A 20,639-nucleotide genomic window follows, 5' to 3' on the forward strand; every position below is an offset into this window, starting at 1 on the left:
TCTACATACCTCCGAGGGTGCGGGTCAGGCGGTTCAGCTGGTCCCAGGACTGGGCGGCGGGCGTTTGGTCGTCCATCCGCTGCTGCAGGAACAGGTTGATGTCGTCTTCGTGCTGCACGGCGGCATCCACCATCGGGTTGGAGCCGGCCTGGTAGGCGCCCACGTCCAGCAGGTCCTGCGCCGCCTTGCGGGCCGCGAGTACCTTGCGCAGGGCGCCGGCGGCGCGGGAGTTCTCCGGGGTGTTGACCTTGGAGGCCACGCGGGAGATCGAGCCCAGCGGATCCACCGACGGGTAGTGCCCGGAGACCGCGAGCTTGCGGTCCAGCACCACGTGCCCATCCAGAATGGAGCGGGCGGAGTCGGCAATGGGTTCGTTGTGGTCGTCGCCGTCCACCAGCACGGTGTACATGCCGGTAACGGAGCCGACCTCAGCTGTTCCGGCGCGTTCCAGCAACCGGGCCAGCACGGAGAAGGTCGACGGCGGGTAGCCGCGGGTGGCCGGGGGCTCGCCGACGGAGAGCCCGATCTCGCGCTGCGCCATGGCGACCCGGGTGAGCGAGTCCATCATCAGCATCACGTCGGCGCCGCGGTCGCGGAAGGACTCGGCGATCCGGGTGGCGGTAAAAGCGGCACGCAGCCGCATCAAGGCGGGTTCATCGGAAGTGGAGACCACCACGATTGAACGGGCCAGCCCGGCCTCGCCCAGGTCGTCCTCCAGGAACTCGCGGACTTCACGGCCGCGCTCCCCCACCAGCGCGATCACGGAGACCTCGGCGTCGGTGCCGCGGGCGATCATGGACAGCAGCGAGGACTTGCCCACGCCGGAACCGGCGAACAGCCCCATGCGCTGGCCCTTGCCCACCGTGGTCAGCGTGTCCAGCACGCGCACGCCCAGCTGCAGCGGGGTGTCGATCCGCGCGCGGTGCATGGCGGACGGGGTGTCGTTGTCCAGCGGGACCAGCTGATCGAAGACCAGCGGGCCTTTGCCGTCGATTGGCCGGCCCATGCCGTCCAGCACGCGGCCGAACAGTCCGGCGCCGGTGGGTACCAGCACCGGGACTCCTTTGGCTTTGGCCGGCGTGCCGGTGTTGATCCCGGTGAGCCGGCCCAGCGGCATGCAGCGGATGCTGTCCCGGTTGGTGGCCACCACCTCGGCTTCCACGCCCTCGCCGTCGCCGATGACCACCAGGTCGCCAATGGCGCAGTCCAGGCCGATGATTTCGACGCCGAGGCCCACCACCGAGGACACCATCCCGTAGCGCTGCGGCGCGGCGGCTGCAAGCGCGTCGGCGAACCGGTCGGCACGCGGGCGCCAGGCCACGGCGGTCACCGCCGCACCTCCAGCAACGCAGTCTTGGCGCGGGCCAGCGCCGTGCCGATCCGCGCGTCCAAGAAGCCGTCGGCGAACTCGGTGACCGCGTCGCCCGCGGCCAGGGAGGAATCGGGGCTGAAAACCACACCGGCCTGGGCCCGGGTTTCCGGCGCCAGCATGGTCAGGTCGGCCGGGTTCATCCGCACGGTGTGCACCCGGGAGGCGTCCACGCCGGCCAGCGCCCGGGTGAGGGCCGAGCGCGCGGAGGCCTCGCCGTCGGACAGTTCATGGCCCAGGATGGCTTCGGCCAGCTCCATGGCTGCTTCGGCCAACGTGTTCTGCGCGGCGGCCAGCACCGGCGCGGCACGTTCTTCCAGCGCCCGGGTGGCAGCCCCCAGCGCGGCCACTGCCTGCTGCAAGCGGGCGCGGCCGTCTTCCATCATGGCCGCGTGGTCCTGCTCCATCGCCAGCTGGCGTTCGCGCATCATCTCGGCGCCTTCGCGCATGCCGGCCGTGTAGCCGGCAGCGTGACCCCGGACCTTGGCCTGTTCGAACGCCCGCTCCTGCGCCTCGTCGTCGCTGCGCAACTCGGTGTAGGCCACCTTGGAGAAGTTCTTGGACCCGGTGTTCAGCTCCGGAAAGCTCAGCCTGGAAAACGTGGCGTCAGTAGACATATTCGTCTTCCTCCACGCCGCGCTGGACCGTGATGATGCCGCTGGCTTCCAGCTCGCGGATGGACCGGACGATGTCCGCGCGGGCCTCTTCGATCTGCGACATGCGCAGCGGGCCGGTGGCGTTGATCTCGTCGTCGAGGATGTCGCGGTTGCGTTCGGAGACGTTCTTGCGGATCAGTTCGGTGACCGGTTCGCTGGCACCCTTCATCGCCACCGCCAACACCGCGATCTCGATCCCGCGCAGCACCTGCTGCACATCGCGCGGTTCCAGCTTGGTGATGTCTTCGAAGGTGAGCATCCGCGAGCGGACTTCCTCGGCCAGCTCCGGATCGCGTTCGTCCAGTGCCTCCAGCAGCGCGCGTTCGGTAGCCACGTCGGCGCGGTTGATGATGTCCACCAGAGGCTGCACGCCGCCCACCACTTCCACCTGCTGGCGGGGCACGACGGCGCCGGCCCGCACCTTGAGCGTCTCGGCCACGATCGTGACAGCCTCCGGGGTGGCCGTTCCCATGGTGGCGATGCACTGGGCCACCTCGGGCCGGACCGAATCATCCAGCCCGGCGAGCACCGCGGAGGCCTGTTCCGGGCGCATGTGCGCCAGCACCAGGGCAATGGTCTGCGGGATCTCGCCGCTGAGCAGCGTGATCAGCTGGCTGGGATCTGCGTCGTCCATGAACTCGAACGGCTTGCCGGCCATCGAGGTGGCCAGCCGGTCCAGCACACCGGCGGCCTTTTCGGCGCCGAAGGAGGCAGCCAGCAGCCCGGCGGCGAACTCCTTACCGCCGCGGGGACGGCGCCGGCCCTTGACCGTCATCTCGTGGAATTCCTTGAAGGCCTCTTCGGCGACTTCGGGATCCACCCGGCCCATGCCCACCAGTTCGGCGGTGATCAGTTCGGCTTCCGCCTCGCTGAAGCGCTTCATCACCTCGGCGGCCCGGGCCTGTTCCATCTGCATCAGCACCACCGCCACCTTCTGGGTGCCGGTCAGGGCGGTCAATAGCTCGCTCATGCGTTCTGCTTTTCATCCATCAAGGACCGCAGGAAGTCGGCGGTCTTGTCCGGTTCCTGCGCGGCCAGGGCGTCGATCTCGGCCCGCTTGCGGTTCATGTCCTTCTGTTCGTCGGAAAGTTCCGGCGGTCCGGTGAGCTCCAGCGCGGTGGTGGACGGGGCGACCACCGGGATCGGTTCCGGCACGATCACGGGCTTCGGCGCGGGCAGCTGCAGATCCACCGGGGCCTCGATTTCCGGCTGGAAGTCCTGCAGCTCGCCCAGGTCCACCGGCTCGCGGTTCTGGCGGCGCGACCAGCGGGCGTAGACCAGCAGCGCGATGATCACCAGCAGCACAATGCCCGCGGTGATGATGGCGGTGCGGATCAGCTCGGCCTGGCGCGCGGCTTCCTCGGCAGCCTGAGCGGCGGCCAGCGCCTCTGCGGCCTCCTGCGCGCCGGCGGTGTTGAACGGCACCAGTTCCACGGTGACCTCGTCGCCGCGGTCGGCGTTGATGCCTGCTGCGGTGGTGACCAGGCCCTCGATGTTGGCCAGGTTCAGCGCACCGGCGGCGTCGGCGTCCAGCGCCACGGAAACGGTCTGGCGGTTGATCGCGCCGGCGGGGATGGCCCGGGTCTCGGTGACCTTGTTCAGCGCGTTGTTCTTGGTTTCCGACTCGGAGGTGAAGGTGCCGTCGCCAGCCGCGTTGCCCGGCACCGCGATGTTGTCCGGGCCCAGCACCCCGGCCGCTCCTCCGCCGGAGCCGGTGTAATCCTCGGTCTGCGTGGACTCATTCAGCGCGGGGGCGCCGTCCGGCGTCGTAAAGGTCTCTTCCACCCGTTCGGCGGACTCGTAGTTCATGTCGGCGGCCACCACCACGGAGGAATTGCCCGGCCCAACCACGCGGTCCAGCATGGTCTGCACCGAAGCGCGGACCCGCTCTTCGTAGTCGGAGGCCTGCTTGTCCGCGGAACCGGTGGCGCCCACGCCGACGGCGGAGAGCACGGTGCCGGCGGCGTCGATCACGGCCACGTTCTCCGGCTTCATCCCGTCGATGGACGCGGAGGTCAGGTGGACGATGGCCTGGACCTGGTCCGCGCTGAGCGTGGTCCGCTCGGTGTCCACGAAGACGGAGGCGGTGGGCTCACCCTTTTCGGAGACGAACACCGTCTCTTCCGGGATGGCCAGCCGCACGGAAGCGGTCTTGACGCCGTCGAGCGCCTGAATGGTGTTGGCAAGTTCGCCTTCGAGTGCGCGCTTGTAGGTCACCGACTGCTGGAACTCGGAGGAGGTCACGCCCATGTCGTCCAGCAGCGAGTACCCGCCGGTGGAGGAGCTCGGCAGCCCCGCCGAGGCGGCCTTGAGCCGCTGGTCGTAGACGTTTTGCTCCGGCACCAGGATGGTGCCGCCGCCGTTGGTCAGTTCGTACGGTACTCCGTCGGTGCGCAGCTGCTCCACGATGGTGTTGGCGTCCGCGGCGGCCAGGCCGGAGAACAGCGGTGTGTAGGAGGGCTTGGACGCCCAGGCCGTCAGGGCGGCAATGCCCAGCACGACGACGGCGATGCCGATGATCGCGATAGTGCGCTGCGCGACGGTGAACTCGCGGATGGTTTTACCCAACCGCGAGAACCAGGAGGAGACTGTAGCCGGCATTAGGCCTGCATCCTCATGATCTCGTTGAAGGCGTCAACGCCCTTGTTGCGGACCGCGGCCACCAGTTCCAGCGTCACGGCGGCGCGGGTGGAGGCCAGCGTCGCGTTGTGGATGTCGGTCAGGTCGCCGGTCACGGCTTGGATCGCCAGTTCGTTGGACGTGGACTGCAACTGCTGCAGGTTGTCGACGGCGCCGGTGAGCGAGGTGGCAAACTCTGCACCGTTGGTGGACTGCGGGGCGGCGGGCAGGTAGCCGGTGCCGGTCACGCCCTGGATCGGCGGAATGGAAGAGAGCGGCATCAGTTGCGTCCAATCTGCAGGGCGGCCTCGTAGGTGGACTTCGCCCGGTCCACCACGGCGGCGTTGGCCTGGTAGCCGCGCTGGGCCATGATCAGGCTGCCCATCTGCTGGGAGAGGTCAATGTCCGGATAGCGGACGTAGCCGTCCTCGTCGGCCAGCGGGTGGTCCGGCTCGTGCACCATGCGGCCCTCGGCGTCGCCGAACTGGGCCCCGGCCACGTACACGCCCGTGACGCCCTGGCCTTCCTGCGCCACCACGTAACGGGCCTGGAAAGCCGCACCGTCGGTGCTGGTGGCATTGTTCGCGTTGGCCAGGTTGTCGGAGACAGCGTCCAGCCACTTGCGGTGCACGGTGAGGCCGGTGCCAGCGATTCCAATGGCGTCGAAAGTCATTAGTTGGTCCTCATCGCCGTGCGGACGCCGCTGAAGGTGCTTTCCGCGGCCCGGGCTGCGAACTGGTAGCGCAGCACAGTTTCAATGTTGGAAAGGGTCTCGGTATCCAGGTTGACGTTGCTGCCGTCCAGCCGGGTGGGCTCCAGCGAGCGGTCCATGCTGGCGCTGGCGCTGCCGTCCCCGCGGGCGACCGACTTGGCCAGGGCCTCCTCAAACTGGACGCGCTGGGCGTGGTAGCCGGGGGTATTCACGTTCGCAATGTTGTTGGCGATCGCACGCTGGCGCATGGCGAGGCCGTCCAGGGCGCTCTGCATGGCAGCCCCCGTCACAGATTCGAACACAGCAAGACCCGTCTCACTACTGGCATGTGGTCGGCCGATCCATGGCCTGTTCGGTGAGCTATCCGTGCTCACTATCCAGCTATCGGCACGCAGACGGGAGTGCGTTAGGTAAATCTTGAGATTGGTTAACCGTTTACGTCGAGGTAAACCGAACGGCCACCCGCGGCGCGGGTCGGGACCGCCTCCAGGAAGGCCAGCTCCTGCCGGTTCTTCCGCATATCGGCGCGCAGTTCGCGGATCGCTTCCTGCTGCGCCGCAGCCAGTTTAGTGGCGCGCTCCACCAGTTCATTCGGGATAGGGCCCAGCCCCTGCGGCGCCTTCCACAGCACGACGGCGGTGCGCCGGCTTGCGTCCGGATTCTCGCCTTCGCTGGTGGCTTCGGCAGCGGTCGCCAGCGTCAGCTCCAGCTCATCGAGCACTTCAATCCAGCGGCGCAGATCGCTGGTGTCGCTCTCTGTGGCGTCTTCCGAGACGTTCTCCGTGGCGTTTTCCGGCATCTCAGGCGATGCCAAGTTCGCCGCCCATGCCGACTCCGCGGTCAGGCTGCGCCGGAAGCTGCTCGGCTGCCTCGTGCCAGGCTTCGCGCAGCGGTTCCAGCAGCTCAATGCACTCACGGGTCCGCGCAGCGTCGCGGTGGATGTTCGCGTTCATCATCGCGTTCAGTGTGTAGGTGTAGAGCGCCTTCAGGCCCTCTCCCCCGTCCCACACGTCGGTCTTCAGCGTGGACAGCAATTCGGACACAATCGCCTGCGCGTGGATCAAGTTCTCAGATGCCACCGACCACTGCTGGTTCTGCTGAGCGGTTTCAGCGCGGTTCAAGTCCAGCAGCAGCCGGTCGTACAACATGGTCAACAACCGTGCAGGCGTGGCGGACATGATGGCGTCACGCTGGAACTGGTTCCGCTTTGCCTGGGCTCCGAGGCCCGGCCCGTAGGTCAATGTCATTTCTTGTTACTCCCCCATGCCGGCAGGGTGGCCAACTGCGAACTGAGCCAGTCGCCCTGCGATTGCAGGCTGTTCAGCGTTACTTCAAGCTGCGCCCAGGTGCGCTCCAATGTGGAACGCCGCATCGCCAACCGCGTGTCCCACTCGGTGACCTGGTCATTCAAGGTCTTGACCAGTGATTCCTGGCCCTGGATACGTTGGGTGATCGCGCCGTCGTACTGATCCGATGCTTCCTTGGCTACCGTCTCAACCCGGCCGGCAATCGTCTGCACGACTTTCTCGGCCCAGGCCGAATCTTCCTTCATCGCCTTGCCGAACTTCTCGGCGTCGAATTCAATCGCGCCTTCCTTGGTAATGCTGATGCCGATTTCCGACGGCGACCGCCCATCAATCGGGCTGATGGTAGCAGTGAGCATGCGCTGTTCAATGTCGCGCACGCTGCTGTCGCCGGTGAAGATCCCGCCCTTGGCCGTCGTTGACCCTGTGGACGTGGACACGGTGACGGAAGAGTTCTTTGCAATGAAGGCGAACAGGTCCGTCAAGCCATCGACCAAGGCCTTAGCCTTCGCAGTCACGGCTTCTTCGTCGCGAGTCACCGTGATGGACGTTTTCTCCCCCACCGGCGTATCCGCGGCCAGCGCAACGCTGATTCCAGGAAGAAGATCGGTGAAGGTGTTAGAGGCCGACTTGATGCTTTGGATGCCTCCCCAAATCAGGACTTCGGCGTCCTGAGCCTTGCTCACTTCGAGGGTGTCGAACCGCTCGGCTCCCAAGCTTACGGAAAATTCCTGGGCGGCACCTGTCGCCTTAGACGCGAATTGCAGCCTGTACTGGGGGTTGGCCGGATCGGTGCCGACGGACACCTTCGTCGCTACGACCCCGGCCCCGGAGTCATTGACGGCTTTTATTACCTGGTCAAGGTTCTTTCCGGCGGTGTCAACATCGATTTCCCGGCCGTCCTGGAGGGCGATGGTGAGAATATTAGCGCTTTCGGGCCAGTCACTCAGAAGTGCAGAAACCGAGACCTGCGCCTTGGCCAACTGGACAACCTCAAGATCAAGGCCGCCGGCAGAAGCCCCCTCTGCCGTGGTCACGGTGACCTTTTCCGAGGTGCTGGTGCCCGTATAGATGTCCAAGGCCCGCGGCTTGGCGGTCTCTGCGGCGACCTTGCCGAGATCCGCTACACGTGTGTTGAGTGCTTGGAGCGCACTGACCAGCGTCTGGGTGCCGGCCACCTTGTTTTTCAGAAGGGTCTGCGGACGCGCTTCCAGCTGCATCAGCTGGTTAATCATGGTTGCGGTCTCCAAACCGCTGACCAAACCACCAATGGAAAACGCCACGCCAGTTCCTCCTGAAGAGTCTGTTTAGTAGAGCGAATGCTGACGCCCGGCAGCGAAGAGTGTGAGGTCCAATTCTTATCCCTCGCTGCCGGGCCGCATTCAGCCGTTAGCTACCCGGATTAGCCGAGGAGCTGCAGCACACCCTGGTTGATCTGGTTGGCCTGAGCCAGCATCGCGGTGCCGGCCTGGGACATGATCTGGTTCTTGGTGAACTTGGCCATTTCCGAAGCCATGTCGGTGTCGCGAATCCGGGACTCCGATGCCGCCAGGTTCTCTGCGGCGATGGTCAGGCTCTTGATGGTGGATTCAAAACGGTTCTGAACCGCACCGAGTCCCGCACGTGCGGTGGAGACGCCGGTGATTTCGGTGTCGATGGCTGCGATCGTCGTCAGAGCGTTGGCAGCCGTGTCGACGGTCAGGGCCTTGACCGTTGCGCCGAGAGTTGCGAAGTCGGTCAGGTCGACGTCAATCTGGTCCTCTGCGGCAGTGCTGCCGGCGCCGACCTGGAAGGTCAGCGTGGTTCCGCCGCTCAGCAGCTTGATGCCGTTGAAGTTGGTGCTGGCAGCCACGCGGGTGAGCTCGTCGCCCAGTGCGTCGATTTCTCCCTTGATGGCGGTACGCGCTTCAGCGTTGTTGGAGTCGTTACCTGCCTGGACAGCCAGGTCACGAACGCGCTGAAGGATGGAGTGGACGCCGGTGAGTGCACCTTCAGCGGTCTGGATGACCGAGATGCCATCCTGGGCGTTGCGGGCTGCAACGTTCAGGCCGTTGACCTGCGAACGCAGGCCCTCGGAGATGGACAGGCCAGCTGCGTCATCGGCAGCGCGGTTGATGCGCAGGCCGGTGGACAGCTTCTCCAGGGACTTGGAGATGTCGTTCTGGGTGTTGGACAGGTTGCGGTACGAGTTCAGGGCCGCAACGTTGGTGTTAATGGCGAAAGCCATGATGAAACTCCTCCATGAGATGGTACAAATTCACCGGCCCGTCCATGGGCTGGCAACTGTAGCTATCGGAGGAAGTTGGGGGTTGGTTAGGAGATTCTTGGAAATTTGTTAGGAAGTCAGATCTCCACGCGGCGCTGGCGCGCCTTGGTCGATCACCGTGTGCTGTTGCCGTCGCGCCTTGGTCGATCAACGAGTGAGGGCTCGAAGGCCCTTGGTCGATCAACGGTCGGCTAGGAAAGGGCTGTTTGGTGCTGGCGGGTGAAGCGGGTGATTCCGCCGACGGTCTGATCAGCGAGGGCGGTCAGGTACGCATTCCTACGGGAGGGCGCAATCCGCGACTCGGGCACGTAGGAGGCGCCGCCGTCGTCGGAATAGTGAGTGTTGAGGCCGTCGCGCAGCAGGCGGATGGCTTCGGAGCGCTGTTGGGACACGGCAGAGTGGGTGGCGCCGACTTCCTCGGCGATCTCCTTGACGGACCGGTCCTCGAAGTAGATCTGTTCCACGATGTAGCGCATCTTCGGGGGGAGGTTATGAACAGCGGCTTTGAGGAAGGCGAGGCGCTCCTCAGTGAGCAGCGACCCCTCGGGGGATGCGGTTTCGGAAACCAGGAGTTCGGCCATCGTGTCGTCCAGTGCGGAGACCGTCCGGGATGCGTCGTCCAGAGCCGCTTCGGCCGTCTCGCGATCCACCCCAAGAGCAGCCGCAACTTCGTCGACGCTCGGGTACCGGCCCAGTTCCGCGGTCAGCGTTTCACGAACGGAGAGGGTTTCCTTGATCCGCTTGCGTACGGAGCGGGGCGCCCAGTCGATGGCCCGCATTTCGTCCGCGAAGGCGCCGATAATCCGCCGTCGGGCGAAGGCGCCGAAGGGAACCCCCAGAGTCGGATCGAACGCGTCAGCAGCGGTGATGAGGGCGACGGATCCGGCCGAAGCGAGGTCATCGCGGGAAAGATGAGTGGCCTTGGCACAGACTTCGGAGACCAGATATCCGACGAGCGGGAGGTTTTCAACCACCAGCGCATTACGGTCAGCACGATCCACTGACATGTCCCCCTCCGTGCCAAGATACGTGGACGAATCATTCCAATGAGACTCCGAGGGGTGCGGCCCCGGAAGAACGATTCATCTCTCGGTGAAACCTATCATCAAACGCTCCTAACGCAAGGGGTTTTGGGGCCGATAGATAGGAATGTAGCCGTGCCGTTACTTTTTGTTCATCAGTGGCGGCCCATTGACGCGGACCTTGGGGGTGTGTGTCCGCGGAACAACCAACCAGGGGAGGTGCCTGCCATGGGAGCCCATGAACTGTCAGCCATGCTGTGGCACGAACGCGAACTTCTTGAACTATTGGTCTTCAAGCTCGAAGAGGAGCAGCTGCTCCTGACCGCCGGCAAGTCCCGCTGGCTGCAGCACGCCACCCGCGAGGTGGAACAGGTGTTGGAGCGACTGCGCGACGCCGGCCTGGCCCGCACAGTAGAGGTCGCCTTACTGGCCCGGGAGTGGGGCACACCCGAAGGGGCAACACTCCGTGAGCTAACCGACCAGGCGCCGGACGGACCTTGGGGCGACATCTTCAAGGGGCACCTGCAGGCACTGACCCAGCTGACCTTGCAGATCCGCGAGCTGCGCGACGTGAACGAGAAGTTCCTGCGCGCCGCAGCCCGCTCCACGCAGGAAACACTGGCCAATTTCAATCCCGACGCCGGGACCTACGATTCCCACGGAACGGCAGGGATCCCGGGCAACCGCTCCCAACTGTTCGACACAACGATCTGAGGTTTTCGCAGTGAGTACCTTCAGCGGACTGAACACCGCGTACACCGGTCTGGTTGCCGCCCGCCAGGGTTTGAACGTGGTGGGCCAAAACATCGCCAATGCGAATACCGAGGGCTACACCCGTCAGCGGGTCAGCACCTCTTCGATCGGTGCACTCGAACGCACCGGGCTGCTGACCGGCGGAGTGCAGATCGGGCAGGGCGTCTCGGTCGATGCGATCGCGCGGCTGGGCGACATGCATCTGGATACCCGCGTGCGGTTCTCGGCCGGCGTTGCAGGCTATGCAGCGGTGCGGGCCAACACGATGTCCGGCTTGGAAGCTTCCTTGCGCGAGCCGGGGGAACAGGGCATCTCCACGCGACTCCAGGAGTTCTGGGCTACTTGGCAGGATCTGTCCAACCGTCCGGACGATCCTGCTGCCGGCGGAGCGGTGCTGGAAGAAGCGAACATTCTGGCCAACATGATCAAGCGCGGTTACCAGGAAGTGCGTGAGCAGTTCTCCCGCCTAAGCACCAACGTGGACACGATGGCTGCCGAGGTAAACGGTACGGCGTCGCAAATAGCCAGCCTGAACGAGAAGATCCGTTTTGCCGTAGCAAACGGCGGCTCCGCCAACGAGCTGATGGACCATCGCAACCTGCTGACTGAGCGACTGTCTGCCCTCACTGGCGCCACGGTGCGCCAAGGCACCGACGGACAGGTTGATGTGTTGATCGGCGGCAACGCCATTGTCACCGGTTCCAGTGCGCAGCGCGTCGCAGTTGCACCTGGTTCAGATACGGACATCTCCGGCACGAACGGCGTCCAGCTGGTTTGGGAAAACCCCAGCCGCGCGGGCATGCCGGTGGTACTCGAAGGCGGCGAAATTGCCGGGGCGCTGTCCATGCTGAGCGGGACCGACGGCGGCCCCTTGCGAATCGCTGCGAATGACTACAACGCCTTCGCCGTGAAGCTCGCCGATGCCGTGAACGGACTGCATGCATCGGGAACAACGGCGGACGGATCAACCGGTATCGATTTCTTCTCCTACGACACTGATGCCGCGGGCAATCCAGTAAATGCTGCCTTGTCGCTAACGGTTGTCGTGGACGACGTCAAGAATCTGGCTTCCGCCGCTGCGGGTGCCGGCAGTCTTGACGGCTCGATAGCCGATAAGATTTCGCAGCTCGGCATCGGCGCAAACTCCCCCGACCGCTTCTGGGAGAACATCGTCACGAAGATTGGCGTGGCCGCCAAGACGGAACTGCAGCAGGCAAACCTGGCAGACATCGCCTCCCAATCGGCCAAGTCCCTACAGATATCCAACGCCTCCGTGGACCTCGACGAGGAAAACGTGAACCTGCTGTCATACCAGCACGCGTATCAGGGCGCGGCTCGAGTCATGACGGCGATAGATGAAATGCTCGATACCTTGATCAACCGCACCGGACTGGTTGGGAGATAGTCCATGATTTCGCGAGTCACTAACCAAACGATGAGCAGCTTTGCCCAGCGCAATCTGCAGGACAACATGGCGCGCATCGCCAAACTTCAGGAGCTCGCTGCGGGCGAGTCGCTGATCACCCGTCCATCCGACGATCCGACCGGCACAGCAGACTCCATGCGCACTCGAGCCGATATCCGGGCGAACGAGCAGTACAAACGCAATATCGATGATGCTAATGGCTGGCTGACCACTGTCGATTCGGCCTTGGGCACCGTCACCGGATTGTTGAACAAGGCCCGTGACCTCACCATCCAGGCAACCAACGGATCGGTATCAACTTTAGGCCGCGAGGCCCTCGCGCTTGAACTGGAAAGCATCAAGGGAAGCCTGCTCAATGCGGCTAATACCAAATACCTGGGACGCAGCGTTTTCGCCGGCAACTCGGATGGCGCCGCGGTCTTCGATTACGCGGGTAATGCCGCACCGTACACCTTCACCGGTCCGAATTCCCAGGTCGACCGACGCATCGGTCCTGACATGACGGTCCGCGCCGATGCTGACGGTGCCAAGATCTTCGGCAGCGATCCCGCAGACGGCAGTCCCGGCAACTCTGTCTTTGCCATGCTCGACACGCTTGCCGCCGAGGTCCGCGCGGGAGCTGACGTCAGCAACCGATTGAACGACATCGACGCCCGGCTGGGCGCAGTCATCAACGGCCGCGCCGAAGTCGGCACCCGCCATGCCCAGATCCTGAAAGCCCAGGAGACGAACTTGGACGAAGCTGTTTCGCTGGAAGCCCGCCGCTCCGGGATCGAGGACCCTGACCTCGGCAAGGTGGTCTTGGACTTGAAGATGCAGGAAGTGGCCTACCAGGCAGCCCTGCAGGTCACGGCGCGTGTGCTGCAGCCGACGTTGATGGACTTCCTGCGATGAGCGCCTCGCTGAGTTTCGTCGCCCCTCCCCCGGGTCTGGCTCCGCTGGTGGACTTCACTCTGGACGAAATCGAGGGTGCGGCCGGCTTGTACTCCCTGCAACCGGTTGCTGAACCGGCCAAGCGCCTGTTCGTGCTGGACGCGGCGACCTACCTGAACCAGTACACGCCGGTGATTTCCGACGACGACCGTGCAGCGCTGGACCTCAATACCTCCGAGGACGCCATGGTGCTGGTGGTGGCCAACCCGGGCGAATCCGGCACCACCGTCAACCTGATGGCTCCGATCGTGGTCAACGTGCACACCGGCGTCAGCGCACAGGTCATTCTGGAGGGCCAGGACTGGCCGCTCCGTGCAGAACTGACGCCAAAAGCGGCCTAGAAACAACGCCGCATCCAGCTGTCTACCCGCGTAGTGGGGCGAGAAGTCAGACGTCTAAAACTATTGAGCTTTACGCATTCCCTGTGCAAGATTTATCCAGGACGGTCCAACGGACCTGCCAGGGGGATCCGGGATTACACCGGTTGAAAGGCTTCCGGCGGCTCATGGGGGAACCGCCGGAAGCAATCCACCCACGACAGCGCTTTGCACGACACGTCGCGCTGCCTCTGCTGCTTCCCGCCGAGGGCAAACCGCAGCGGTTAGCCTCGGGATGTGGACCCCATAAGCCTGCAGATCGCGTTTGCCGCCGGTTCCGCGATCATCGCCTTCATCGGCGCTTGGATCGCCTTTCCTCTCGCCCAATGCGAGGAACGCACCTCGCTGCCTCCCCAATGGCGAATAACGACGGCGGTGCTCGCCGCCGCGGCGGGCGCCCTCCTCGGTTGGGCATTCGGTGGGAGCTGGGCGCTGCCTGCTTACCTGCTCCTCGCCGTTGCAGGGGCACTGTTGGCGGCGATCGATATTCGCCACCACCTCCTGCCGAATCGCCTCATCGGCCCTTTCCTGGCTGGCGCCGTCGTGCTCCTGCTGCTGGCCACGCTGGCTACCGGGTCCTGGACGCGGTTGTTCCTTGGCCTAGCCGGCGGACTCTCGCTCTTTGCCATTTATCTGGTCCTGGCTTTGATCAAACCCGGCGGCATCGGAATGGGCGACGTTAAGCTTGCCGGCGTGATCGGACTTTATGCAGGCTATTTGGGTATTTCGGCGTGGGCTTATGTGCTGCTCGGCGCGTTCCTTTTGAACGTATTCGCTGCGATCGTGTTACTTCTGTTGCGCAAGATCAGCTTAAGATCGGAGACTGCCTTCGGCCCCTCCATGGTAGCCGCGGCAGTGCTGGCCCCGCTCCTTACGTAAGCGCTCCCGCCCCGGTTTCTCGCATGGTTATACGCTAAACGACATTGATGTCATTTCGAGTGGTTATTTCTTTCACCACCTAGCCTGGTTGAACGTTGCCTCCTTAAACCAAAAAAATTCTTTAGGGGCATGTATTGCAAACCGTATAACCACGTGCGACAGTGTTCCCAACGCGGTCATTCCGGACCAAGTTGGGGGATCTTGGAAAAACTACTCCGGGCATTCCTTTGTCGTTTTCAAACAATTGGGGGGTAACCAATGCTTGCTATCTACGCGACCATGCAGACCATGTTCCACACCATCACCGATCGCCTGAACCGCGAAGAAAAGGGCGCCACCGCCGTCGAATACGGCGTCATGGTTGCGCTCATCGTCGCAGTGATCGTGGGCGTCGTCTTCACGATCGGCCAGGACCTGCTCGCCGCCTTCACCACCGTCGAACAGCAACTTCCGTAGCGGGAGACTGCCGAGGCGGCTGGTTCCGGCTTACGGGGCCAGCCGCCAAAGCTATCTTCGAACCAAAAATTGCAAACAATTTCCGACTTCAGCTGGGGGGCATCGTGAAGTCCAGGAATTCCGAAAAGGGCGCGACAGCCGTGGAAATGGCGATAGTCTTGCCGCTGCTGGTGCTCATTCTGATGGGAATCATGGAATTCGGGCGTGTTTTTTACGTTCAAATTTCACTCAGCCACGCTGCTCGCGAAGGCGCCCGCTATGCGGCTATCCACTATGACGACGCCGGCTATGATGCCGCGACCTTCACGCTGAACGCTTCGCCGCTGCTGGCCTCGTTAGCTGGCACTGAAACTGCCACCGTCGTCGACAACGGAGCCTCGTGTGCGCCCGGGGGGATGGCCACGGTAACGGTGACGGCATCGTTGAACTCAATGACCGGCTTCGCAGATTTCACGCCGTTCTTCCCGCTCCAACTACAAGGCGAGGGGGCCATGCGATGCGGTGGATAAGACTTCAGGCATCTTCTGATAAATCCGAGACAGGCGCTGTCGCCGTGATCGTGGCTATCGGCATGATTGCGCTACTTGGCCTGGCCGCCCTGGTCGTCGACGTCGGTGCTATGTACGCAGAGAAGGCACAACTCCAGAACGGAGCGGATGCAGCGGCTCTCGCCATCGCGGCTACCTGTGCCGACGATGAGTCTGACCCGCTGTGTCAGAGCGGGTCAGCCCTGGCTGGCACTTACGCCGACGCCAATGCCGGCGATGGAGCAACGGCCATCACCGGTGCCACGGTCGACAAGGCGGCCAACAGTGTCCACATCACCGACACCAACGAAACTGCCGCCGGAGACCAGCATTTCAGCCTGGTGTTCGCGCGCATCTTCGGGATGGACACCACGCAGTTCGGGGCCGAGGCTACCGCGGTGTGGAGCGGGGTTGGCAGCGGTCCAGCGGTCTTTCCGATTATCTTCAAGCGCTGCGAGTTCGAGGAATCAATCATCAATGGCACGTGGCAGGTCTTGGACTTTCATGGATCCGCCGGGTGTGACAACAACAATCCATCGGGCCAAAACTACCCAGGTGCCTTCGGCTGGCTAGACCAGGCCGCCGGTTCTTGCTCTTCGCCCATCCTGCAGATCGACACCTGGGCCGGCGGCGACACTGGTGTCGCATTTCCCGGTTCATGCCAAACCATCATTGACCAGTGGAAGACAGACCTCATTGCCGGAAAACAGGTTTACATCATCCTGCCGATTTACGACGACGGGCGAAACTCCGGCTCGAATGTTGAATACCGAGTTTCTGGCTACGTGACCTTTGAAATCAAAGGATGGCGTTTTACCGGCGGCAGAAATTACAACAACACCACCAGTCCTTACGCCTGCACCGGCAGCTGCCAGGGCTTCATAGGTCGCTATATCGACGAATCCACCGACGATGGAAGCTATCAGGGTGGCGGCCCGAATCTCGGGGCATCGATCATCGAATTGACGCAATAGACACAACAAAAATTGGGGGAACAAAGTGAAAGCACGCCTGCTGGGGGGCATAGCGGCGCTGCTACTCGCGGTCATCGGGACTGTACTGTTGGTTACATACGTACAGAACGCCGACCATCGAGCGGCACAAGGTCTAGAACCCACCAATGTATTAGTCGTCCAAGAGAAGGTGCCGGCCGGGACACCCGTCGAGAGCCTGGCCAGCGTGGTCGAGTTGGAGGCGATTCCATCATCCGCAGTTCCGGCGAGCGCGGTGGCCAGCTTGACCGACCTCAAGGGCAAGATCACGTCGGTTGAACTGCAGCCCGGCGAGCAGCTGCTCGCAACGCGGCTCGTGGAACCTGACGAACTCATCCGTGGCACGGTCCCGGTTCCCGACGGACTGCAAGAAGTGACCGTCCAACTTGAGCCGCAACGGGTGATCGGCGGCAAGGTAAAGGCCGGCGATACCGTTGGGTTGTTCATCTCCTACGAATCTGAGGGAGAAAACGGTCCTGCCCAGACAAAACTAGTAGCCCACAAAATGCTCGTCACCGGTCTTCAACGTGCCCCGGAATCCGATGGCACAACCGGACAAGACGACGCGACCACCGTCCCCCAGGATTCTCTGTTAGTGACGCTCGCCGGTAACGACCGCGATGCCGCCAAGATTGTGCACGGCTCCGAGTTTGGGAAGGTCTGGCTCTCCAAGGAGCCCGCCGAGGCAAAGGAATCGGATCCGCTGGTCTTCACCAAGGAAGAGGTGTACCGATGAGCCGCTTCCTGGTCATCACGTCCGTGCCGGATTTTGAACGTCGCGTCCGAGCTGCGGTGACCGGCTCCATGCACGGCGAAGTTCAGGCCCTGCCGCCAGAGGTGCTGAGCGGCGGGCCAGAAGATGTCTTCCGGCGGCTTGTGGGGGAGCCGCCGGAAGTACTCCTCATTGGACCAGGTGTGCCCGGCATCGAAGCATTGAAATTTGCCACCGTCTTCGATCTCCAGCATCCGGAGGTCAGCCTGGTCCTCGTGACTGATCCTGATCCTGATCTGATGCTGGCTGCCATGCAAGCGGGTATCCGCGACGTCGCCGAGCCAAACGTGGACGTTGCTGGCCTGCGCGGGCTGCTGGAGCGGTCCTGTTTGGCTTCAGCCAGCAGGCGTCGCGGCCTGTCCAACCCGGGTGAAGGTGATGAGCCAGGCCGAATTATCGCCGTGATGTCGCCGAAAGGTGGCGTGGGTAAAACTACGGTGTCCACCAACTTGGCCGTCGGGTTGGCAAAAATCGCTCCGATGGGCGTCGTTATCGTGGATCTCGATGTCCAGTTCGGCGATGTTGCTTCAGGGCTTCTGCTCGAACCCGAGCACTCCATCACGGAAGCCGTTCACGGCCCCGCCGCGCAGGACACCATGGTGCTGAAAGCGTTCCTCACCGCTCATCCGAGTGGCTTGTACGCGCTGTGCGCGCCGCGGCGGCCCAACGAGGCGGACTATGTGACAGCGGAGCACATCAGCAGACTGCTACGCCAGCTGTCGCACGAGTTTAGGTACGTGGTGGTGGATACGGCACCGGGTCTCGGAGAACGCAATCTTGCCGTCTTGGAATTGGCCACCGATGCCGTGTGGGTTTGCGGCATGGATATTCCCAGCGTCCGCGGACTGAATGCCGCCTTCGATGTTCTTCGCGAGTTGCAACTGGTGCCCGACGGGCGACACGTGGCCCTGAATTTCGCGGACCGCCGCAGCGGCCTCTCGGTCCAAGACGTGGAGTCGACCATCGGTGTGCCGGTCGACGTCGTCATTCCACGGTCTAAAACACTCCCCTATTCCACTAATCGCGGGGTGCCCGTGCTTCAGGACGGCGCGCGGGACGCTGCGCTGAAGGGGCTGCGGAAGCTGGTTCAGCGATTCGATCCGCAGTGGGCGAAGGCCCCGCAATCCAAGCTGCATCGAAGGGTGGTTGTGTCATGAGGCTCTCAGAACGACTGAATGTGGCCCGCAACGCGGATATTGACCAGGCCGCGGCAATGGAACGGAGCGCTGCCAGCGTCCCCGTCCTTGATCACGCGCCAGTGGGCATGGCGGGCTCGCAGCAGCCGTGGACGGCGCCGCCAGCTCAGGATCCGATGCTCGGCGCGATGGCCGTCGATGGCTTGGCCGGCCTTAAGCAGCGCGTGGGACAGGCCCTGTTCGAGCGCATGGGGGCGAGGTTCAGCGACGTGTCGGTTTCGGAGGATGAGCTCGGCCGGCTCGCCCGCGACGAGCTCACCGCCATCATCGATGCTGAAAACGTCCCGCTCTCTCCGGACGAGCGACGACGGCTGATCCGCCAGATCGGTGACGAAGTTCTGGGCTACGGACCGCTACAGGTTCTGCTCGATGATCCGTCTGTTACGGAAATCATGGCGAACCGTTACGACCAGATCTACATTGAACGGTCCGGTCAACTGTTCCTGACAGGTTTGCGCTTCAGTTCGGACGAACATTTGCGCAAGGTGATCGAACGAATCGTGTCCAGGATTGGCCGTCGCATCGATGAGTCCTCCCCCATGGTGGATGCGCGGCTGGAGGACGGGTCGCGGGTGAACGCGATCATTCCGCCGCTGGCCGTCAACGGGCCGGCCTTAACGATCCGCAAATTCTCCAAGGAGGCGCTGAGCGTTCAACGGCTGATCGATCTCGGAAGCCTGACGCCCGAAATGGCGGAGTTGCTCAGCGCGTGCGTCCGAGCCAGGCTGAACATCTTGGTCACCGGCGGAACCGGTACAGGAAAAACCACCTTGTTGAACGTGTTGTCATCGTTCATCCCAGCCAGTGATCGGATCGTCACCATTGAGGACGCGGTGGAGCTCCAACTTCAGCAGCCGCACGTGGTCAGGCTGGAAAGCCGACCCGCCAATATCGAAGGGCGCGGCGAAATCGCCATTCGTGATCTGGTGCGTAACTCACTGCGCATGCGTCCCGACCGCATTGTTGTGGGTGAGGTCCGCGGCGGGGAGTCCTTGGACATGCTCCAGGCGATGAATACGGGCCATGACGGGTCCCTTTCGACCGTCCACGCCAATTCACCTCGTGATGCCATTGCCCGTTTGGAGACTTTGGTCCTCATGGCAGGAATGGACTTGCCGCTTCGTGCCATCCGGGAGCAGATTGCTTCGGCTGTTGACGTGATTGTCCAACTGTCGCGGCTGCGGGACGGCACCCGGCGGGTCACGCATGTCACCGAGGTACAAGGCATGGAGGGTGATGTGGTCACGCTCCAGGATGCGTTCGTCTTCGATTTTGCTGCGGGGATCGACCAGCAGGGCAGGTTCCTGGGACGGCCGGTGCCGACCGGAATCCGGCCTCGCTTCATGGACAAATTCAGTGAACAGGGCATTGCCATTTCGCCCGCAATTTTCGGTGTCGTACCGGTTCAGGGCGGTCGGCGATGATTCCCGAAACAGCATGGCTTTATGGGGCCTTGGGCATGTGCTTCCTGGCGTTGGTGCTGTTGTTCTTCGTGGTGCTGAAACCGCGGTACCGGTCAGTCGCTGCGAGCCGGTCAGATGCCGTGGCGCCCCATGAGTCCTCACTGCTGACCCGGGTCACTGATTCTACAGTGCACGCTGTTGACGGGGTGGTGGGTCGGACCGCCGGACCGTTCAATCACCTCGTCCTGGGCATTGCGGGCATCAAAATGTCGCCCGCAGACTTTACCGTCATGGTGCTGTGCGGGGCGGTGGTCGGAGGGCTGTTCGGTACGCTGCTGGCCAACATCTTCTGGGGGCTGCTGCTGGCTGTGTTGGCGCCGATCGCTGCCAAGATCCTGCTGGTGGTTAAGACCGGCAGACGGCGTGCACGCTTTGAAGCCCAACTGGGCGACACCTTGATGATGCTCACCGGTGGTCTCCGTGCGGGACACAGCGTCTTGCGCTCGCTGGAAGCGGTAGCCCAGGAGTCCGAATCGCCGACGGCGGAGGAAATTGGCCGTGTGCTGAATGAAGCAAGGATCGGCAGAGATGTTTCCGTGGCGTTGGAAGAGTCGGCGGCGCGGGTGGGCAGCGAGGATTTCGCCTGGGTGGCGCAGGCCATTCAAATCCACCGTGAAGTGGGCGGTGACCTCGCCAACGTTCTGGACCAGGTGGGCCACACCATCAGGGAGCGACTGCAGATCAAGGGTCAGGTGCGTGCGCTGAGTGCCGAGGGCAAATTGTCTGCCTATATCTTGGTCGGCTTGCCGATCGTGATGGCGTTAGTGCTCGCCGTGATCAACCCCGGCTACTTGTCCTTGCTAGTGCAGGACGTCATCGGGTTCGTCATGATCGGCGCCGGCGTTGTCCTGCTGGCTATCGGCAGCTTCTGGCTCAGCCGCACCGTGAAGATCAAGTTCTGAGGGGGAAGACTCGTG

Annotated in this window: 24 protein-coding genes; 12 read left to right on the forward strand and 12 right to left on the reverse strand. The window is 63.3% G+C overall.

The window, feature by feature from the left end; all coding sequences use genetic code 11:
* Nucleotide 1: 1 nt before the first annotated feature.
* The 12 genes from E4J89_RS04440 to E4J89_RS04495 form a co-directional block, all read right to left on the reverse strand.
* The gene (locus E4J89_RS04440; protein ID WP_136784879.1) at nt 2-1,330 is read right to left on the reverse strand and encodes a FliI/YscN family ATPase; all 1,329 of its coding nucleotides are present in this window, start codon (nt 1,328-1,330) and stop codon (nt 2-4) included.
* Nucleotides 1,327-1,986: a FliH/SctL family protein gene (locus tag E4J89_RS04445; RefSeq protein WP_136784880.1), complete on the reverse strand. Its 660-nt coding sequence runs from the start codon at nt 1,984-1,986 to the stop codon at nt 1,327-1,329. Before E4J89_RS04445 ends, E4J89_RS04440 begins: the two co-directional genes overlap by 4 nt.
* Nucleotides 1,976-2,995, reverse strand: coding sequence for a flagellar motor switch protein FliG (gene fliG / locus E4J89_RS04450; protein WP_136784881.1), 1,020 nt, complete (start codon nt 2,993-2,995; stop codon nt 1,976-1,978). The genes E4J89_RS04445 and fliG overlap by 11 nt, the downstream gene beginning before the upstream one ends.
* The gene (gene fliF / locus E4J89_RS04455; protein WP_136784882.1) at nt 2,992-4,626 is read right to left on the reverse strand and encodes a flagellar basal-body MS-ring/collar protein FliF; all 1,635 of its coding nucleotides are present in this window, start codon (nt 4,624-4,626) and stop codon (nt 2,992-2,994) included. The genes fliG and fliF overlap by 4 nt, the downstream gene beginning before the upstream one ends.
* Nucleotides 4,626-4,925, reverse strand: a complete 300-nt coding sequence (gene fliE / locus E4J89_RS04460) for a flagellar hook-basal body complex protein FliE (RefSeq protein WP_136784883.1) — start codon at nt 4,923-4,925, stop codon at nt 4,626-4,628. Before fliE ends, fliF begins: the two co-directional genes overlap by 1 nt.
* A complete protein-coding gene (locus tag E4J89_RS04465; RefSeq protein ID WP_136784884.1) occupies nt 4,925-5,317 on the reverse strand; it encodes a flagellar basal body rod C-terminal domain-containing protein in 393 nt (130 codons plus the stop codon). Before E4J89_RS04465 ends, fliE begins: the two co-directional genes overlap by 1 nt.
* Nucleotides 5,317-5,658: a flagellar basal body protein gene (locus E4J89_RS04470; protein WP_136784885.1), complete on the reverse strand. Its 342-nt coding sequence runs from the start codon at nt 5,656-5,658 to the stop codon at nt 5,317-5,319. The genes E4J89_RS04465 and E4J89_RS04470 overlap by 1 nt, the downstream gene beginning before the upstream one ends.
* A gap of 125 nt (nt 5,659-5,783) precedes the next feature.
* Nucleotides 5,784-6,155 (reverse strand): hypothetical protein, encoded by a 372-nt coding sequence (locus tag E4J89_RS04475; protein WP_136784886.1) that lies wholly within the window; start codon nt 6,153-6,155, stop codon nt 5,784-5,786.
* 1 nt (nt 6,156) lies between these two features.
* Nucleotides 6,157-6,603, reverse strand: a complete 447-nt coding sequence (gene fliS / locus E4J89_RS04480; protein WP_136784887.1) for a flagellar export chaperone FliS — start codon at nt 6,601-6,603, stop codon at nt 6,157-6,159.
* The gene (gene fliD, locus E4J89_RS04485) at nt 6,600-7,943 is read right to left on the reverse strand and encodes a flagellar filament capping protein FliD (RefSeq protein WP_136784888.1); all 1,344 of its coding nucleotides are present in this window, start codon (nt 7,941-7,943) and stop codon (nt 6,600-6,602) included. Before fliD ends, fliS begins: the two co-directional genes overlap by 4 nt.
* A gap of 119 nt (nt 7,944-8,062) precedes the next feature.
* Nucleotides 8,063-8,887 (reverse strand): flagellin, encoded by an 825-nt coding sequence (locus E4J89_RS04490; RefSeq protein ID WP_136784889.1) that lies wholly within the window; start codon nt 8,885-8,887, stop codon nt 8,063-8,065.
* 230 nt (nt 8,888-9,117) lie between these two features.
* Nucleotides 9,118-9,933: a sigma-70 family RNA polymerase sigma factor gene (locus E4J89_RS04495; protein ID WP_346763370.1), complete on the reverse strand. Its 816-nt coding sequence runs from the start codon at nt 9,931-9,933 to the stop codon at nt 9,118-9,120.
* 243 nt (nt 9,934-10,176) lie between these two features.
* On the opposite strand from E4J89_RS04495, the gene E4J89_RS04500 reads away from it, so the two are divergent.
* The 12 genes from E4J89_RS04500 (at nt 10,177) to E4J89_RS04555 (ending at nt 20,624) form a co-directional block, all read left to right on the forward strand.
* A complete protein-coding gene (locus E4J89_RS04500; RefSeq protein ID WP_136784890.1) occupies nt 10,177-10,662 on the forward strand; it encodes a flagellar protein FlgN in 486 nt (161 codons plus the stop codon).
* A 10-nt stretch (nt 10,663-10,672) separates the two neighbouring features.
* A complete protein-coding gene (flgK, locus tag E4J89_RS04505) occupies nt 10,673-12,106 on the forward strand; it encodes a flagellar hook-associated protein FlgK (protein ID WP_136784891.1) in 1,434 nt (477 codons plus the stop codon).
* Nucleotides 12,107-12,109: 3 nt separating this feature from the next.
* Complete coding sequence (gene flgL, locus E4J89_RS04510; RefSeq protein WP_136784892.1) at nt 12,110-13,021, forward strand: flagellar hook-associated protein FlgL; 912 nt, start codon at nt 12,110-12,112, stop codon at nt 13,019-13,021.
* Nucleotides 13,018-13,401 (forward strand): flagellar assembly protein FliW, encoded by a 384-nt coding sequence (locus E4J89_RS04515; RefSeq protein WP_136784893.1) that lies wholly within the window; start codon nt 13,018-13,020, stop codon nt 13,399-13,401. The genes flgL and E4J89_RS04515 overlap by 4 nt, the downstream gene beginning before the upstream one ends.
* 273 nt (nt 13,402-13,674) lie before the next feature.
* The gene (locus tag E4J89_RS04520) at nt 13,675-14,316 is read left to right on the forward strand and encodes an A24 family peptidase (protein ID WP_136784894.1); all 642 of its coding nucleotides are present in this window, start codon (nt 13,675-13,677) and stop codon (nt 14,314-14,316) included.
* 258 nt (nt 14,317-14,574) lie between these two features.
* Nucleotides 14,575-14,772: a Flp family type IVb pilin gene (locus E4J89_RS04525; RefSeq protein ID WP_205754397.1), complete on the forward strand. Its 198-nt coding sequence runs from the start codon at nt 14,575-14,577 to the stop codon at nt 14,770-14,772.
* Between the two features lie 104 nt (nt 14,773-14,876).
* On the forward strand, nt 14,877-15,281 hold the full coding sequence (locus E4J89_RS04530) for a TadE/TadG family type IV pilus assembly protein (RefSeq protein ID WP_136784895.1): 405 nt from the start codon (nt 14,877-14,879) through the stop codon (nt 15,279-15,281).
* Nucleotides 15,282-15,325: 44 nt separating this feature from the next.
* On the forward strand, nt 15,326-16,273 hold the full coding sequence (locus E4J89_RS04535; RefSeq protein WP_169303918.1) for a Tad domain-containing protein: 948 nt from the start codon (nt 15,326-15,328) through the stop codon (nt 16,271-16,273).
* Nucleotides 16,274-16,298: 25 nt separating this feature from the next.
* Nucleotides 16,299-17,027, forward strand: a complete 729-nt coding sequence (locus E4J89_RS04540) for an RcpC/CpaB family pilus assembly protein (RefSeq protein WP_136784897.1) — start codon at nt 16,299-16,301, stop codon at nt 17,025-17,027.
* Complete coding sequence (locus tag E4J89_RS04545; RefSeq protein ID WP_136784898.1) at nt 17,024-18,220, forward strand: AAA family ATPase; 1,197 nt, start codon at nt 17,024-17,026, stop codon at nt 18,218-18,220. The genes E4J89_RS04540 and E4J89_RS04545 overlap by 4 nt, the downstream gene beginning before the upstream one ends.
* Entirely contained in the window at nt 18,217-19,683 is a 1,467-nt protein-coding gene (locus tag E4J89_RS04550; protein WP_136784899.1) for a CpaF family protein, read from the forward strand. Before E4J89_RS04545 ends, E4J89_RS04550 begins: the two co-directional genes overlap by 4 nt.
* Nucleotides 19,680-20,624: a type II secretion system F family protein gene (locus E4J89_RS04555; protein ID WP_136784900.1), complete on the forward strand. Its 945-nt coding sequence runs from the start codon at nt 19,680-19,682 to the stop codon at nt 20,622-20,624. The genes E4J89_RS04550 and E4J89_RS04555 overlap by 4 nt, the downstream gene beginning before the upstream one ends.
* Nucleotides 20,625-20,639: the final 15 nt, after the last annotated feature.

It is taken from the genome of Arthrobacter sp. CAU 1506 (genome assembly GCF_005047635.1).
Taxonomy (GTDB): domain Bacteria; phylum Actinomycetota; class Actinomycetes; order Actinomycetales; family Micrococcaceae; genus Crystallibacter.

Coding starts and splice junctions, on each gene's coding strand:
- E4J89_RS04550 (WP_136784899.1), top strand. CDS start 18,217: ATGAGGCTCTCAGAACGACTGAATGTGGCCCGCAACGCGGATATTGAC.
- fliF (WP_136784882.1), bottom strand. CDS start 4,626: ATGCCGGCTACAGTCTCCTCCTGGTTCTCGCGGTTGGGTAAAACCATC.
- E4J89_RS04515 (WP_136784893.1), top strand. CDS start 13,018: ATGAGCGCCTCGCTGAGTTTCGTCGCCCCTCCCCCGGGTCTGGCTCCG.
- E4J89_RS04475 (WP_136784886.1), bottom strand. CDS start 6,155: ATGCCGGAAAACGCCACGGAGAACGTCTCGGAAGACGCCACAGAGAGC.
- E4J89_RS04465 (WP_136784884.1), bottom strand. CDS start 5,317: ATGACTTTCGACGCCATTGGAATCGCTGGCACCGGCCTCACCGTGCAC.
- E4J89_RS04490 (WP_136784889.1), bottom strand. CDS start 8,887: ATGGCTTTCGCCATTAACACCAACGTTGCGGCCCTGAACTCGTACCGC.
- E4J89_RS04555 (WP_136784900.1), top strand. CDS start 19,680: ATGATTCCCGAAACAGCATGGCTTTATGGGGCCTTGGGCATGTGCTTC.
- E4J89_RS04495 (WP_346763370.1), bottom strand. CDS start 9,933: ATGTCAGTGGATCGTGCTGACCGTAATGCGCTGGTGGTTGAAAACCTC.
- fliE (WP_136784883.1), bottom strand. CDS start 4,925: ATGCCGCTCTCTTCCATTCCGCCGATCCAGGGCGTGACCGGCACCGGC.
- E4J89_RS04525 (WP_205754397.1), top strand. CDS start 14,575: ATGCTTGCTATCTACGCGACCATGCAGACCATGTTCCACACCATCACC.
- fliS (WP_136784887.1), bottom strand. CDS start 6,603: ATGACATTGACCTACGGGCCGGGCCTCGGAGCCCAGGCAAAGCGGAAC.
- E4J89_RS04445 (WP_136784880.1), bottom strand. CDS start 1,986: ATGTCTACTGACGCCACGTTTTCCAGGCTGAGCTTTCCGGAGCTGAAC.
- flgL (WP_136784892.1), top strand. CDS start 12,110: ATGATTTCGCGAGTCACTAACCAAACGATGAGCAGCTTTGCCCAGCGC.
- E4J89_RS04545 (WP_136784898.1), top strand. CDS start 17,024: ATGAGCCGCTTCCTGGTCATCACGTCCGTGCCGGATTTTGAACGTCGC.
- E4J89_RS04500 (WP_136784890.1), top strand. CDS start 10,177: ATGGGAGCCCATGAACTGTCAGCCATGCTGTGGCACGAACGCGAACTT.
- fliG (WP_136784881.1), bottom strand. CDS start 2,995: ATGAGCGAGCTATTGACCGCCCTGACCGGCACCCAGAAGGTGGCGGTG.